The following is a 14,399-nucleotide window of genomic DNA, read 5'->3' as shown; positions in this document are numbered from 1 at the left end:
GATCAGTCGCCGACGCCCCTGGCCAGCGGCGCCCGCCAGTTGCGCCGCATCGCGGCGATGCGCAGCCCGAAGGCCAGCACCGCCGCCGCCAACGTGGCCGGCCAGCCGTGCAGCCCGTACGCCGACAGCCCCGCCATCGCCGCCGACCCCACCAGGGCGGGCACCGCGTAGAGCTGCCGGTCGTACAGCAGGGTCGGGATCTCCCCGGCCAGCACGTCGCGCAGCATGCCGCCGCCGACCGCCGAGGTGACGCCCAGCAGCGAGGCGTGCAGGGGGCTGAGGCCGTACTCCATGGCCTTGGCCGTGCCGACCGCGCAGAACAGCCCGAGCCCGGCCGCGTCCAGTACCAGGATCGCCGGCATCACCCTGGCGACGTGGGGATGCCAGAAGAACACGATCACGGTGGCGGCCAGCGGCACCAGCACGTAGCCGAGGCTCTGGAAGGCCGCGGGCCGCACGTTGAGGATGAGGTCGCGGACGAGACCGCCGCCGAGCGCGGTGATCTCGGCGAGCACCGCCATGCCGACCACGTCGAGGCGCTTGCGCACGCCCATGAGCGCGCCCGACAGCGCGAAGACGAAGATTCCGGCCAGGTCAAGAAGTTCGGACACGTTGGGAATGTCTACCGCATGGCAGGTTCGTGGTGTTCGGCCATCATGATCCGCAGCTTGCGGGTGAACATGAACAGCGCCGCACCCGCCACGATCGCCAACGCCGCCAGCACCAGGTAGTACGCCGGATCCGACAGCACCCGGCTCAGCCGCCCGGTCTGCCCGCCGACCGCGTCGCCCACCGACGTGGCGATGAACCACAGGCCCAGCATCTGCCCCTTGAACGCCTCGGGCGCCAGTTTCGTCGTCACCGACAGTCCGACCGGGCTCAGCGACAGCTCGCCGAACACCTGGATCAGGTAGACCAGCACCAGCCACCACACCGACACCCGGCCGCTGCCGGCCAGCGAGGCCGCCAGCGCCATGACCACGAAGCTCAGCCCCACCATGACCAGCGCGAAGGCGAACTTCTGCGGCGTGCTCACCCGCGTGCCGAGCCGCACCCACAGCGCCGCGAACACCGGCACGAAGATCATGATGAACAGCGGGTTGAACGACTGCGTGGTGGCCGCCTGGATCGGCAGCCCGAACAGCGACAGGTCCGTATGGTCGGCGGCGAAGAACAGCAGCTTGCTCGGCGCCAGGTCGTAGATCATCCAGAACACCGCCGCCGCCACGAACAGCCAGATGTAGGCCTTCATCCTGATCCGCTCGTCCTCGGTCAGGTCGTGGCTGCCCAGCAGGATGTAGCCGAAGTAGGCGATCGGCACGATGAGGATGATCACGGTGATCGCCACGGTGAGCCCGTCGATCGTCAGCGTGCCCGTCGCCGCCCACACTCCCAGCGCGATCGCCACGATCGCCACGCCGAGCAGCGCCAGCCGCAGGAAGTGGTGCCGCTCGCGGCGGGTCAGGCGCAGGCCGGGACGCTCGCCGACGCCGCGCAGGCTGTGCCGCCCCCACACGTACTGCACCAGGCCGAGCGCCATGCCGACCGCCGCCGCGCCGAACCCGAGATGCCAGCGGTCGTCCGCGGCCAGCCAGCCCACCACGATCGGCGCGAAGAACGCCCCCAGGTTGATGCCGAGGTAGAACAGCGAGAACCCGGCGTCCCTGCGCCCGTCGTCGCCCTCGGGATAGAGCCGGCCCACCATGACCGAGATGTTCGGCTTCAGCAGGCCCGTGCCGGAGATGATCAGCAGCAGCCCGAGCCAGACGAAGAACGGCGTCGTCACCGGGATCGCCATGCTGATGTGCCCCAGCATGATGATGAACCCGCCCCACAGCACCGACCTGCGCGCACCCAGGATGCGGTCGGCGATCCACCCGCCCGGCAGCGCCACCAGGTAGATCAGCGCCCCGTAGACGCCGACCACCGCCTGCGCCGTCTCCTGAGACAGGCCGAGCCCCTGGTGTGCGGGCGAGGCGGCCATGAACGTGGCCAGGATGGCCCGCAGGCCGTACCACGAGAACCGCTCCCACATCTCGGTGGTGAACAGGGTGGCCAGCCCCCACGGATGCCCGAAGAACGTCCTGCCGCCGTGTTCGCTCATGCGCGCCCCCAGCACACTCCACGCATTGTCTCGATCACTGTACGTGAACAACATGGATCTTTCTCCGCAAGCTCTTGTCGCCTCCGGCGTGCTGTGGTGCGATGCATGCCACTCACATAAGTGATTACTGACAGGAGGCGGGTGCCATGGCCGATGTCCTCGAAGTCCGGGCGGAGATCCTGCGGGAGAGCGCCGGCCGTACCGTCTGCGAGCGGCTCGCGAACGCGGCGGAGCAGCATGGCGACGCGCCCGCGTACTCCGATCCGGACGGCGACGGATGGACCACGCTCACCTACCGCGAAGCCCGCACGCGGGTCCTGGAGATCGCCGCCGGCTACACCGCGCTCGGGCTCCGGCCGGGGGAGCCGGTGGCGATCATGATGGTCAACCGCAGCGAGCACGTGCTCGCCGACCTCGGCGCCGTGCACGCAGGAGGGGTGGGCTGCACGATCTACTCGACGTTCGCGCCCGACCAGATCGCCTTCGTGGCCGGCGACGTCGGCGCCCGCATCGCGGTGCTCGGCGGCCCCGCCGAGCTGGTCCGCTGGGCGCCCGTCCTGGACCGCCTCGACGGCCTGCGCAAGATCATCATGCTGGACGGCGCTCCCGCCGGCGACCGCTTCATGACCTGGCGGGCGTTCCTGGAGCTGGGCCGCGAGCGCCTGGCCGCCGACCCGGCCGCCGTCGAGGCCCGCCACCGCGCGGTCACCTCCGACGACGTGGCCACCGTCCTGTACACCTCCGGCACCACCGGCACGCCCAAGGGCGTGCCGCTCACCCACACCAACATCTTCTACGAGGTCGCCGCCACCGACCGGCTGACCAGGCTGCCCGAGAAGGGCACCCAGGTCTCCTACCTCACCTACGCCCACATCGCCGAGCGCATCCTGAGCCTCTACCTGCCGCTGGTGAAGGCCTCCCACGTGCACTTCTGCACCGACCTCGCCGGCCTCGGCGCCACGCTGGGCAAGGTCAGGCCGATGTCGTTCTTCGGCGTGCCGCGGGTGTGGGAGAAGATGATGGCCCGCCTGCGGGCCGTGCTCGCCACCCAGCCGGAGGAGCAGCAGGCCGCCGTACGCGCCGCGATGGCCGCCGGGGCCGCGTACGTCGAGGCCGGCCAGTACGGCCGCACCGTCACGCCCGAGATCAAGGCCGCGTACGAGAAGGCCGACGCGGCCGTGCTCTCCACCATCCGCGGCTTGATAGGCTTCGATCGCGCCGAGTGGACCGCCACCGGCGCCGCCCCGCTCTCCGACGAGGTGCGCCACTTCTTCGCCGGACTCGGGATCAAGGTCATCGACGTGTACGGCATGACCGAGACCGCCGGCGCCTGCACCGGCAACAGCCCCACCTGCTACCGCCTGGGCAGCGTCGGCAGGGCCGAGCCCGGCGTCGAGATGCGCATCGCCGAGGACGGCGAGATCCTCACCCGCAGCCCGCTCAACACCGCCGGCTACCTCAACAGGCCCGAGGCCACCGCCGAGCTGATCGACGCCGACGGCTGGCTGCACACCGGCGACATCGGCACCGTGGACGAGGACGGCTTCTTCCGCGTCGTCGACCGTAAGAAGGAGCTGATCATCACCGCGGGCGGCGAGAACATCTCACCCGCCGAGATCGAGAACCACCTCAAGCAGCACATCCTCATCGGCCAGGCGCTCGCCTACGGCGACCGGCGCCCCCACCCCGTCGCCGTCCTCACCCTCGACGCCGAGACCGCGCCCGGCTGGGCGCAGGCGCGCGGCATCTCCTTCGGCTCGCTCGCCGAGCTGGCCCAGCACCCCGAGGTGCTCAAGGAGGTCGAGGAGGCGGTACGCGCGGCCAACGCCAAGCTCGCCCGCGTGCAGCAGGTCAAGAAGTGGGCCTTACTCGGCGTGGAGTGGACCGCCGAGACCGAGGAGCTCACCCCGAGCCTCAAGCTGAAGAGGCGGATCATCCACTCGAAGTACGCCGACGTCATCGAAGGGCTCTATTCAGGCTGATCCCGGCTTTGCCATTCGGGGCGTGTGTTGTGGCCGTGCCCATTACCGGCCGGTTCCTACCGTCTTGATCATGAGCAGAAGCCTTCTTCTCGCCTCGCTCGCGGCGGGAGCGCTCACGGTGCCCGCACCGCCCGCCTCCGCCGCGACCGAGCCCGCCATCCGTTCCATCACCGTACGACCCGCGCAGCCGGTGGTCGGCGCGCACGGTTCCGTCCGTCTGGTGATCGACGTGATCGCCAGAGGGGTGAAGGGCAAGGACGGCGTCACCGTCAAAGTCGAACCCGGCGCCCCGCCCGCCGACGCCCCGCAACCCCGTCCCGCCACCCCACCCGTCACCGGACCCCAGAACCCCCCACCAGGACAGAACGGCACCCCGGGCACGCCTGAGCAGGACCAGAACCCCGGTGCGCCCGACACCGCCCAGGACCCCGCGACACCCGACGACGCCCGGAAGCCGAACACGCCACCCGCCCAGACGCCCGTCAAGGACGAACCCCAGGAGAACGCGGAGCCCGCACCGCAGGGGACGGCTGATGAGGCGACTCAGGAAGGGGCGACTCAGGAGGGGACGTCCCAGCAGGGGGCGACTCAGGAGGGGACGGTTCAGGAACCGGCGGCTCAGGGCACGGCCGGTGAGTCGGCTCAGGCCGGCGCTCCCGTCACCGTCCTCGCGCCCGGCCGGGAACCCGCCCGCCCGCACCACATCCTCACCCAGGCCCGCGCCGGCGAGCAGCAGCCCCAGAACACGCAGTGGGGCGTTCCCCAGCAGCCGGGACAGAACGCGCAATCAATACAGGACGGTGCTGTCACCGCGCCGAAGGTGGGCGTGCCGCCCCGGAACGCGGAAGCCATCCTGCCCCGGCTGGTGTGGCGCCGCATCCCCGTGCCGCCCGCCAGGATGGCCGACGGCTGGGAGACCTGGCGCTTCCTGCCGGACAAGCGCCTGAACCGCTACTACCCGGCAGGCACCTGGACGATCACCGCCACCGCCAAGGGCAGGGACGGCAAGACCGTCACCCAGTACGCATCGTTCCAGCTCAGGAGGGAGAGCAGGCTGTCCTCCGTGCGCGTGGAGAAGGCGGCCAAGGGCGACGGCGTACGCCTGCGCGGCTCGCTCACCCGCGTCGATCCACGCGGCCTGACCGACTTCGGCCCGTTCGCCAAGCAGCGCCTGGACATCCTCTGGCGTCCCGACACCAGTTCGGCCTGGGAGAAGGTGGGGCAGGCCACCACCGACGCGTCCGGCGCGTTCGTCCAGACCGTGCAGGGACGTACGGGCGGTTACTGGCGCGTCCGCTTCGCCGGAACTGGACATTACGCACCAGACAATTCAAAAGTGCAACAAATCCCGCAATAGGCCATTCTGCTAATGGCCGCGAACAATGGCGTCGTTGCCCTTTTGTGATCGGTCTGACGGCAACTTTTCCTTCCCCGGGCGCGTCTATTGGCGTTGACGTGCCCCGCTACGTGGGCCGTCTCGCAAACGGGGAAGGATTTCTCTCTTGAAGATGCGACGTCTAGCCGCCGGCCTGGCGGCTGCCGCCATGGGCGCGACGGTGGTGGCCACCACCGCCGCCACGCCCGCGCTCGCGGACCCGGGCCTCGACCCGGATGTCGCGGGTGGCCAGACCAGCCTCCAGCTCGACGTGAACCCTGAGCCCGCGTTCCGCGGCCGGCCTCTCCACATCGGGGGCAAGCTCTCCGTGAAGTGCGAAGAGGACTACATCCGCGGCCTGGTGTCGGTGACCCACTCCGACCGCTGCAAGAAGCAGGAGACCTGGCACCGCCTGGCCTGGAAGCGGATCGTCATCCTCTTCCAGCCCGCCGGCAGCGGCCGCTGGGAGCACGTGGACACCGTCCGTACGCGCGGCAACGGCAACTTCGCCCTGAAGGTGCCGGCCCGCACGTCGGGCACGTGGCGCGCGGTGTTCGAGGGCAGCCGGCACCTCGCCCCGTCCGAGGGCAAGGACTGGGTGAAGGTCATCGGCCATCGCCACCGTCACCACCACTGATCACCTTCGCGAACGCCCGGCCCCAGCGGCCGGGCGTTCGCCGTTCCCAACCCTCTGCCCAACACCCCGCCCGTCCTCTGCCCAACACCCCCGCCCGGCTCTATGCCACCGGTCGGCCGTTTACCCGTCCGGCTCTGTGCCACCGCCCGGCCGTTTACCCGCCCGGCTCTATGCCACACCGGCTTGCCGTTTACCCGTCCGGCTCCATGCCACCGGCCGGCCGTCTACGGCGAACACCCCGCCGAACCCCGCCGCCTGGTGAGCCCCGTGCGGACCTGCCGCCTGCGCGGTCATGCCGCCCCTTCGACCCGCATTCGCCGCGTGCGCGGCCGGCTCCCGCGCGAACCCGCCTTCTGCGTGGTCCTGCCCTCTCGTACGCGTCGCTTGCAGGGCGGCGTCCCGTGCGAATCGGCTCTTGGGACTGTGCCCCGTGCGGACCTGCCACCCGCGCTGCCATGCCTTGCCCGCGAATTCCGCCCGTACGGTCCTGCCGCGTCCGGTTCGCCGCCTGCGAGGGCGATGCTCATCGCGGGCGGGCCGCCACCTGCGCCGCCGTCCTACGCGCGCCCCGGCACTACCCCAGCCTCTGCTCAACCTGCGCCCGCGCTCCCTGTACCCGCGCGGCCCGTCCGGGCTTCCTGCGCCCGCGTGGCCCGTCCGGGCTTCCCGCGCCCGCGCGGCCCGTCCGCGCTTCCCGCGCCTCTGTTCTACTCGCACTTCGGCTTTACCACGCTCCCGCTGTGAAGCCGCATCCCGGGCGAGACCGCCGTGAGCAGGGCATCGTGAGCAGGGCATACGGCCTCGGCCGGACCGCCACGGACAGGGCGCTGCTGGTGGGGCGCAGGACGGGAGCGGTGGCCGGTCCTTGGCGGCGGGTCCTGGGATCAAGGGCCCCTACACCGGCGTGAGCTCGGAATCGATCTAGGGAACAATGTGTTCTCGAGGCGTGAACCAGAGGATTTCCGGCCCGGCGCAAACCCGACGTAGGCTGGCGATCTGGCACACGAACAGGAGGTGACGCCCCGTGTTGCGAGACTCGTTCGGACGGGTGGCGACAGATCTGAGGGTGTCCCTCACCGACAAATGCAACCTGCGCTGCACGTACTGCATGCCCCCTGAGGGGCTCGACTGGCTGCCGAAGCCCGAGCTGCTCACCGCCGACGAGATCGTCCGCCTGGTCACGATCGGCGTCGAACGCCTCGGCATCACCGAGGTCCGCTACACCGGCGGCGAACCCCTCCTGCGCCGTGAGCTGGTCGACATCGTCGCCCGCACGGCCGCGCTCAAGCCCCGCCCGCAGATCTCGCTGACCAGCAACGGCATCGGCCTTGCCCGCCTGGCCGAGCCGCTGGCCGCCGCCGGGCTCGACCGGGTCAACGTCTCGCTCGACACGCTCGACCCCGACACGTTCAAGCGGCTCGCCCACCGCGACCGGCATGCCGACGTCATCGCAGGCCTGGCCGCCGCCGACGCCGCAGGGCTGCGCCCTGTCAAGATCAATGCCGTGCTGATGCGCGGCATCAACGACCATGAGGCCGTGCCGCTGCTGCGCTGGGCCCTCGACCAGGGTTACGAGCTGCGCTTCATCGAGCAGATGCCGCTCGACGCCCAGCACGGCTGGAGCCGCGCCGACATGGTGACCGCCGACGAGATCCTGCATCTGCTGTCCACCGACTTCGACCTCGCGCCCGACGACCGGGAAGAGCGCGGCAGCGCCCCCGCCGAGCGGTTCCTCGTGAACGGCGGCCCGGCCAGGGTCGGCGTGATCGGCTCGGTGACGCGGCCGTTCTGCGGCGCCTGCGACCGGGTGAGGCTCACCGCCGACGGTCAGGTGCGCAACTGCCTGTTCGCCACCGAGGAGTCCGACCTGAAGACCGCTATGCGGGCCGGGGCCTCCGATGACGAGCTGGCCGAGCGCTGGGTGGCCGCCGTCGCCAGCAAGCGCGCCGGACACGGCATCGACGACCCGTCGTTCCTCCAGCCGGCCCGCCCGATGTCCGCCATCGGCGGCTGACGGTCCGCGACCGGCATGCCCGCCGCCTCCGACCCCGCCCCCGTCGACGAACGCCTCCATCCACCCGAAGAGCCATCCCCCGCCCCGCCCCAACTCCCGTCCCGCCCCCGGACGTTTCCGCCCACCCGGCGAACCGTCCCTCATCCCGCGTCCCACTTCCGGTCCCGCCTCCAGCGCCGGGACAGCTCCCGGTGCTCGGCCGTCCTCATGCGCCGAGACGGTCCGGAAATCGGAGCGTCCGCCGCAAAAGCAGCAGCGCCTGGCGCGTCCTCCGTTGCGGTGGTGACGCCTGGCGCATTCTCCGCCACGGTGGCGGTGTGCGGGGCGCCCTCCACCATGGCGGCGGCGCCTGGCGCGTCCTCCGCTGCGGCGGCGGCGCCTGGCGCATTCTCCGCCACGGTGGCGGTGTGCGGGGCGCCCTCCACCATGGCGGCGGCGCCTGGCGCACCCTCCACCACAGTCACAGCGTCCGGCGCGCAGGCGTCTGCCGCCATCGGGCCGACGGCGGGTGACGGTGTCAGGTGCCCTCCGGCTCCGGGTGCCCGGTACTCAAGGCGGGCGCCCCGGACGTGGGCGTCGCGGGAGAGCCTGAGGTGCAGGCCGCCTTCGTATCCGAGGCGGCGGTGAGCGACGCGCGGGGCGTCCTCCGAGCGCATGGCGCTGGTGCCTGACGCGCGTAGTGCCTTTCGCGCTGCGAGGGAGCTTTTGCGCTGCGAGGGAGACTGACGTTCCGATGGCCTTCGCGAGCGCGGCGGCGAGGCCCGGCGGTCAGGCGCTCTTCGGTCCTGGGCCGGCCTCCGACGATCACGGGGCCATCCCGTGCGATGCTGGGGCGGCTTCCCAGAGCACGAAACCGGGCAGGGAGGGGCTGTGAGCGAGGGGTTCGATGCGGTGATCCTGGCCGGTGGGCGGGCCAGGCGGCTGGGTGGCGCGGACAAGCCGGCGCTCACCGTGGGCGGCAGGTCCCTCATCGAGCACGTCATCGCGGCGGTCGAAGGCGCCCGCACCGTCGTCGTGGCAGGCCCGGAGCGCCGTCCCGTCCCCGGCGTCGTGTACGTCCGTGAGAACCCGCCGGGCAGCGGCCCGGTCCCGGCGCTCGCCGCCGCGCTGCCCCACGTGACGTCCCGATGGCTGGTCCTGCTGGCCGGAGATCTCCCGTTCATGGGGCCTGGCCACGTGGCGGCGCTGCTCGAAGCGGCCCGGGAGGCGGGCGGCGGCGCCATCCTGCTCGACGACGGCGGACGGGAGCAGTGGCTGGCGGGCGCGTGGCCGGCGGCCGGGCTGAAGGCGGGCATGGCCGCCTACGACGGACGTTCGCTCAGGGGCGTGCTGGCCCCGCTCGTACGCGCCCGGCTCACCTTGCCCGGGCGCCCCTGGTTCGACTGCGACACAATGGACGACCTGGAGGAGGCTCGCATGAACGTGCTGCACGAATGGACCGTCCTGGCCTGCAAGGAGCTGGGCATCGACCCGGCCAGGGTGGACCGCGACCAGATCCTCGACCTCACCAAGGAGGTCGCCCACGGCGTGGCGAGGCCCGCCGCGCCGCTTACCGCCTACCTGCTCGGGCTCGCTCAAGGCGCGGGCACCGCCCCGGAAGACGCCGTCGCCCGATTGACCACATTGGCGAAGAACTGGAGCCGCGCCACCCAAGAGACCCTGACAGACGACTGACACTCGAACGAACTCTTGAAGTCAAGCTCGCCCCAAACCTGAAGATTTCCTGTGAATAACGGGGGAGGGGCGAGTGTAAACGATTTCGGGAAAGCCGCCCTATCGAACCGGGGCCGATGGCGCGCGTTGATCGAAACGCGACCCGGGAAAAGGGCGACGCCGGGTGGTTACGGGGGCAAACCACCCGGCGTCGCATCATCGGCGTTCCGACGGGGGCCCGGAACGCCGGCACCAGCACTCCGACGGGGGACCGGAGCGCTTGGCTAAAGCGTACACCTACAACCCATGGGATGCGTCAAGAGTTAGTCACGACCCGATCTCGCGTCGATGCAGCGGTATCTCGGTTTGGTTAGCCTCCGGGCTCTGAAAGGTAGGCGGCGGACCAGGGTTCCCCCTCTCATTGGCCCCGATTACGGCTATGTATGGCAAAAAGACCGCGCCGGCGATGAACAGCAGCCGGTACGGCCACGGGACCGGCACCACGACCGCCAGGATCAGGCAGATCGTGCGGATCCCCATCTTGATCAGATAGCTGATCTCCCGCTTGTGGATGTCCGCCGACAGCGACGGCTTGGCGTCCGTGACCTGGTGGACTTCCGGCTTCCTGCGCCACCCCTTCATGCTTTCCACGGTAGTCCCGCCATGCCGAGCTCCTGACCGTGCCCCGGCGGGGACAGGGGGTCATGCGACCATGGCCTTCTAGTAAGGAGGATGTGGAGATGACGGATCGCACGTACCGGGTGACCGAGATCGTCGGAACCTCTGGGGAGAGTGTCGACCAGGCCATCCGCAACGGCCTCAAGAGGGCCTCCGAGACGCTGCGGCACCTCGACTGGTTCGAGGTCACGGAGATCAGGGGTCACCTCGACGCGGGCGAGGTCGCCCACTTCCAGGTCGGCATGAAGGTCGGCTTCCGCCTCGAAGACGCCTGAGCCCGTCTGCGTGAGCCCCCCTCACGCCCTCTCGCGCCCACGTGTCCCGCTCCGGCGCCCAAGACCGTACGAGAGCCTCGTGAAGGCCGGAGCAGGCCGCCCAGAGCCCCGAGAAGCCGCGCGGGCGCGGGGTGAGGCCTTCCGGAGGCGGGGGAGAGGGCGTGGACGCGCCAGAGGCGTACGGGGCGACAGGGGAGGCGTGCGGGCGGCCGGGAAGGCCTGCGGGCGCAGGAGAGGCGTACAGCGTTACAGGCAACGTCCCGCGGCCGCGCCGCGCCCCATATGCGACACGATCCGCACCTGAGCCCCAAGCGATCCGCGCCTGCGGCCGGCGCAAGCGCGGCCGCGCCTCAAGCGATCCCGCGCCTGAGGTTTGCGCGAACGCGGCTGAGGCCTGAGCCCTCCCGCGCCTAACCTGCGTAAGCGCACTGAGGCCTGAGCGAGCGCGCCTGAGGCGCGAGGAACGGCGCCGCCAGCCCGGCTGAGCCGCGCGCGGAGTCGAACGGGCCCGTGCCGCGAACAAGCCCTTGCGCCGAACAGCCCCGTGCAGTGTACGTGGGGCCCAAGCGGGGCTCGAACAAGCCGCGTAAGGCCCGAGCAGGCCCGAGCAGGCCCGAGCAGGCCCAGGCAAGCCGCGCCGCGAGCCTCGACCGAACCCGAGCCCTCGATCGAACTTGCTCCCTCGACGGAGCCTGAGCCCTCGGCCGAACGCGAGCGAAGACGGCCCGCGCTCGGGCGGGCGTAGCAGACCCGTCCGAGCGCGAGAACCACAAGGCCGAAAGGCCCGTCTGAAACGCGTGTCAGCTCGCCTGGCTGACCGTGGACATGTTGAAGTCGGGCACCCGCACCGCCGGCATGATCGCCCGCTGGAAGTAGTCGCTCCACTCCCGGGGCAGCGTGCGGCTCCCCTCGCCCACCTCGGTCATCCGCCCCAGCAGGCCGACGGGGCTTTCGTTGAAGCGGAAGTTGTTCACCTCGCCGACGACCTCGCCGTGCTCGACGAGGTAGACGCCGTCGCGGGTCAGCCCGGTGAGGAGCAGCGTCTGGGGGTCGACCTCGCGGATGTACCACAGGCAGGTGAGCAGCAGCCCGCGCCGGGTCGAGGCGATCATGTCGTCGAGCGAGGCCGCGTCGTCCGGCCCGGCCATGATGAGGTTGTCGATGGCGGGCGTCACGGGCAGCCCGCTCAGCTCGGCCGAGTGGCGGGTCTGCAGCAGCGCCTCAAGCCGGCCGTCCTTGATCCAGTCGGTACGCGACAGCGGCAGCCCGTTGTCGAACACCGAGCTCTCCCGGCTGGAGGCGTGGGCCGTCACGAACGGCGCGCAGCCGATGCCGGGCGCCGCCGGGTCGCTCGTCAGCGTGACCGGCAGCCTGGCGAGCTGCTCGCCGACGCGGGTGCCGCCGCCCGGCTTGGAGAAGACCGTACGGCCGTCGAGCGCGTCACGCGCGCCCGCCGACCAGAACATGTAGATCATCAGGTCGGCCACGGCGCTCGGCGGCAGCAGCGTCTCGTAGCGGCCCGCGGGCAGCTCGATGCGGTTCTTCGCCCATTCGAGCCGCTGCGCCAGCGACGAGCCGAGCGCGGAGACGTCGACGTCGGTGAAGTCCTCGGTGGACACGCCCGCCCACGCCGACCGCTTGAGGTCGGCGGACTTGGCGTTGACCTCAAGCCGCCCGGTCGGCTGGTCGTGGCGCAGCCGCACGCCGGCCGACGTGCCGAGGAACGTGGAGGTCAGCGAGTGCTCGGCGAACCCGTACAGCTTCCTGCCGCCGGCCTCCGCCGCCGCGAACGCCTCCCCCAGAGCGGGCGCGAAGCGCCCGAACGCCTCGATGTCGGTCGGCACCACCTCGTCGGCCCAGTGGGGTGAGGCGGGGCCGGCCTCGACGAGCGGCCGGGCGTCCTCGGCGGGCTGGGCCTCGCGCGCCGCCGCGTCGGCCGCCGCCACCACGTCGGCGAGCTGGTCGTCGCGTACGGCCGAGCGCGACACCACGCCGGCCTTGTCGCCCGCGATCGAGATGACGGTCAGCCGGGACGAGCGCGCGACGCCGTTCGTGGTCAGCGTGTTGCCCGCGAAGCGCAGGTTGGCGGTGGAGCCCTCGTCCACCAGCACCACGCAGCCGTCGTTAGAGGAGAGCTCCAGCGCCCTCTCCACCATCTCCTGAGGCGTCACTTGCCGCCCTCCTGCACCGTGTTGAGGATCCGTACGCCGCGGAACAGCGCCGACGGGCACCCGTGGCTGACCGGCGCGACCTGTCCAGGCTGGCCCTTGCCGCAGTTGAAGGCGCCGCCGAGCACGTACGTGCCGGGCCCGCCGACCGCCTCCATCGACTGCCAGAAGTCGGTGGTCGTGGCCTGGTAGGCGAAGTCCCTGATCTGCCCGTCCAGCCGGCCGCCGGTGATGCGGTAGGCCCGCTGGGCGGTGAACTGGAAGTTGTAGCGCTGCATGTCGATCGACCAGCTCTTGTCGCCGACGAGGTAGATGCCCCGCTCGACGCCCGCGATCAGGTCGTCGGTGGACGGCCCGTCGGGGGCCGGTGCGAGCGAGACGTTCGCCATGCGCTGGATCGGCATGTGGCCGGGCGAGTCGGCGAACGCGCAGCCGTTGGAGCGGCCGAGCCCCTTCATCAGCGCCATGCGCCGGTCGAGCTGGTAGCCGACCAGGACGCCGTCCTTGATGATGTCGAAGCTCTGCGTCTGGACGCCCTCGTCGTCGTAGCCGATGGTGGCCAGGCCGTGGGTGACGGTGCGGTCGCCGGTGACGTTCATGATGGGCGAGCCGTAGACCAGCTCGCCGAGCTGGTCGAAGGTGGCGAAGCTGGTGCCGGCGTAGGCGGCCTCGTAGCCGAGCGCGCGGTCCAGCTCGGTGGCGTGGCCGATCGACTCGTGGATCGTCAGCCACAGGTTGGACGGGTCGATGACCAGGTCGTACTCGCCGGCCTCCACGGAGGGCGCGGCCAGCTTCTCCGCCAGCAGCTCGGGCAGCCTGGCCAGCTCGCCCTGCCAGTCCCAGTGGCCGCCGGTCAGGTACTCATAGCCGCGGCCGGCCGGAGGCGCCAGCGTGGACATGTCGTCGAAGCCGTTCTCGGCCGCCTTCATGGCGTTGAGCGTGGGGTGCACCCGCACCCGCTGCTGGGTGGTCACGGTGCCGGCCGTGTCGGCGTAGAACTTCTGCTCCTTGACCTGCAGCAGCCGGGCCGAGACGTGGTCGGCGCCCTTGAGCAGCCCGGCCGACCAGTCGGCGAGCAGGCTCACCTTGTCGGATGCGGCCACCTCGAACGGGTCGATCTCGTAGTCGGACACCCACACCGCCTCGGCGTGGACCGGCTCGGGCGCCAGCTCGATGCGCTCCCTGTTGATGGGGGCGCTCACCTCCGCCACGCGTACGGCCTGCTCGGCCACCTTGGCGGCGGCCTCGGGCGTCAGGTGGATGCCGGAGGCGAAGCCCCAGGTGCCGTTCTTGACCACGCGCACCGCGTAGCCCAGATCGTCGGCGTCCATGGAACCTTCGAGCCGGGCGTCGTAGAGGCTGAGGGACTCGGCCCTGATGCGTTCGAGCCGGAAGTCCGCGTGCTCGGCGCCGAGGTCGCGAGCGCGTTGCAGAGCGGCGTCCGCGAGCTGCCGCAGCGGCAGCTCCAGGAAGTCGGAATCGATCTGGCGCATGTCCACGATCCTAACCCTGT

11 protein-coding genes are annotated in these 14,399 nt (G+C 71.0%); 6 read left to right on the top strand and 5 right to left on the bottom strand.

Translation table 11 applies throughout. From position 1 onward, the window contains the following. Positions 1–2: 2 nt before the first annotated feature. Both AB0K67_RS26790 and AB0K67_RS26785 read right to left on the bottom strand, forming a co-directional pair. Positions 3–611, bottom strand: a complete 609-nt coding sequence (locus AB0K67_RS26790) for a trimeric intracellular cation channel family protein (RefSeq protein WP_364065535.1) — start codon at positions 609–611, stop codon at positions 3–5. An 11-nt stretch (positions 612–622) separates the two neighbouring features. After that, on the bottom strand, positions 623–2,104 hold the full coding sequence (locus AB0K67_RS26785; protein ID WP_364065532.1) for an oligopeptide:H+ symporter: 1,482 nt from the start codon (positions 2,102–2,104) through the stop codon (positions 623–625). Positions 2,105–2,250: 146 nt separating this feature from the next. On the opposite strand from AB0K67_RS26785, the gene AB0K67_RS26780 reads away from it, so the two are divergent. The 5 genes from AB0K67_RS26780 (at position 2,251) to AB0K67_RS26760 (ending at position 9,786) form a co-directional block, all read left to right on the top strand. After that, complete coding sequence (locus AB0K67_RS26780; protein ID WP_364065529.1) at positions 2,251–4,086, top strand: AMP-dependent synthetase/ligase; 1,836 nt, start codon at positions 2,251–2,253, stop codon at positions 4,084–4,086. 70 nt (positions 4,087–4,156) lie between these two features. Next, positions 4,157–5,443 (top strand): hypothetical protein, encoded by a 1,287-nt coding sequence (locus tag AB0K67_RS26775; protein WP_364065526.1) that lies wholly within the window; start codon positions 4,157–4,159, stop codon positions 5,441–5,443. A gap of 151 nt (positions 5,444–5,594) precedes the next feature. After that, positions 5,595–6,098 (top strand): hypothetical protein, encoded by a 504-nt coding sequence (locus tag AB0K67_RS26770; protein ID WP_364065523.1) that lies wholly within the window; start codon positions 5,595–5,597, stop codon positions 6,096–6,098. Between the two features lie 1,024 nt (positions 6,099–7,122). Continuing rightward, a complete protein-coding gene (gene moaA / locus AB0K67_RS26765; protein ID WP_364065521.1) occupies positions 7,123–8,112 on the top strand; it encodes a GTP 3',8-cyclase MoaA in 990 nt (329 codons plus the stop codon). Positions 8,113–8,982: 870 nt separating this feature from the next. Next, a complete protein-coding gene (locus AB0K67_RS26760; RefSeq protein WP_364065518.1) occupies positions 8,983–9,786 on the top strand; it encodes an NTP transferase domain-containing protein in 804 nt (267 codons plus the stop codon). A gap of 306 nt (positions 9,787–10,092) precedes the next feature. Here the strand turns inward: AB0K67_RS26760 and AB0K67_RS26755 are convergent, their stop codons facing one another. Continuing rightward, entirely contained in the window at positions 10,093–10,407 is a 315-nt protein-coding gene (locus AB0K67_RS26755; RefSeq protein ID WP_355429547.1) for a DUF3099 domain-containing protein, read from the bottom strand. Positions 10,408–10,505: 98 nt separating this feature from the next. Here AB0K67_RS26755 and AB0K67_RS26750 point away from each other — a divergent pair, with 98 nt between their 5' ends. Continuing rightward, a complete protein-coding gene (locus AB0K67_RS26750; protein ID WP_364065515.1) occupies positions 10,506–10,718 on the top strand; it encodes a dodecin in 213 nt (70 codons plus the stop codon). Positions 10,719–11,518: 800 nt separating this feature from the next. Here the strand turns inward: AB0K67_RS26750 and AB0K67_RS26745 are convergent. Both AB0K67_RS26745 and AB0K67_RS26740 read right to left on the bottom strand, forming a co-directional pair. Beyond that, entirely contained in the window at positions 11,519–12,889 is a 1,371-nt protein-coding gene (locus tag AB0K67_RS26745) for a metallopeptidase TldD-related protein (protein WP_364065512.1), read from the bottom strand. After that, positions 12,886–14,379, bottom strand: a complete 1,494-nt coding sequence (locus tag AB0K67_RS26740; protein WP_364065509.1) for a TldD/PmbA family protein — start codon at positions 14,377–14,379, stop codon at positions 12,886–12,888. The genes AB0K67_RS26745 and AB0K67_RS26740 overlap by 4 nt, the downstream gene beginning before the upstream one ends. Positions 14,380–14,399 lie beyond the last annotated feature (20 nt).

It is taken from the genome of Nonomuraea sp. NPDC052634 (genome assembly GCF_040678535.1).
Taxonomy (GTDB): domain Bacteria; phylum Actinomycetota; class Actinomycetes; order Streptosporangiales; family Streptosporangiaceae; genus Nonomuraea; species Nonomuraea fastidiosa.
This window is presented reverse-complemented; position numbering and strand designations above follow the sequence as displayed.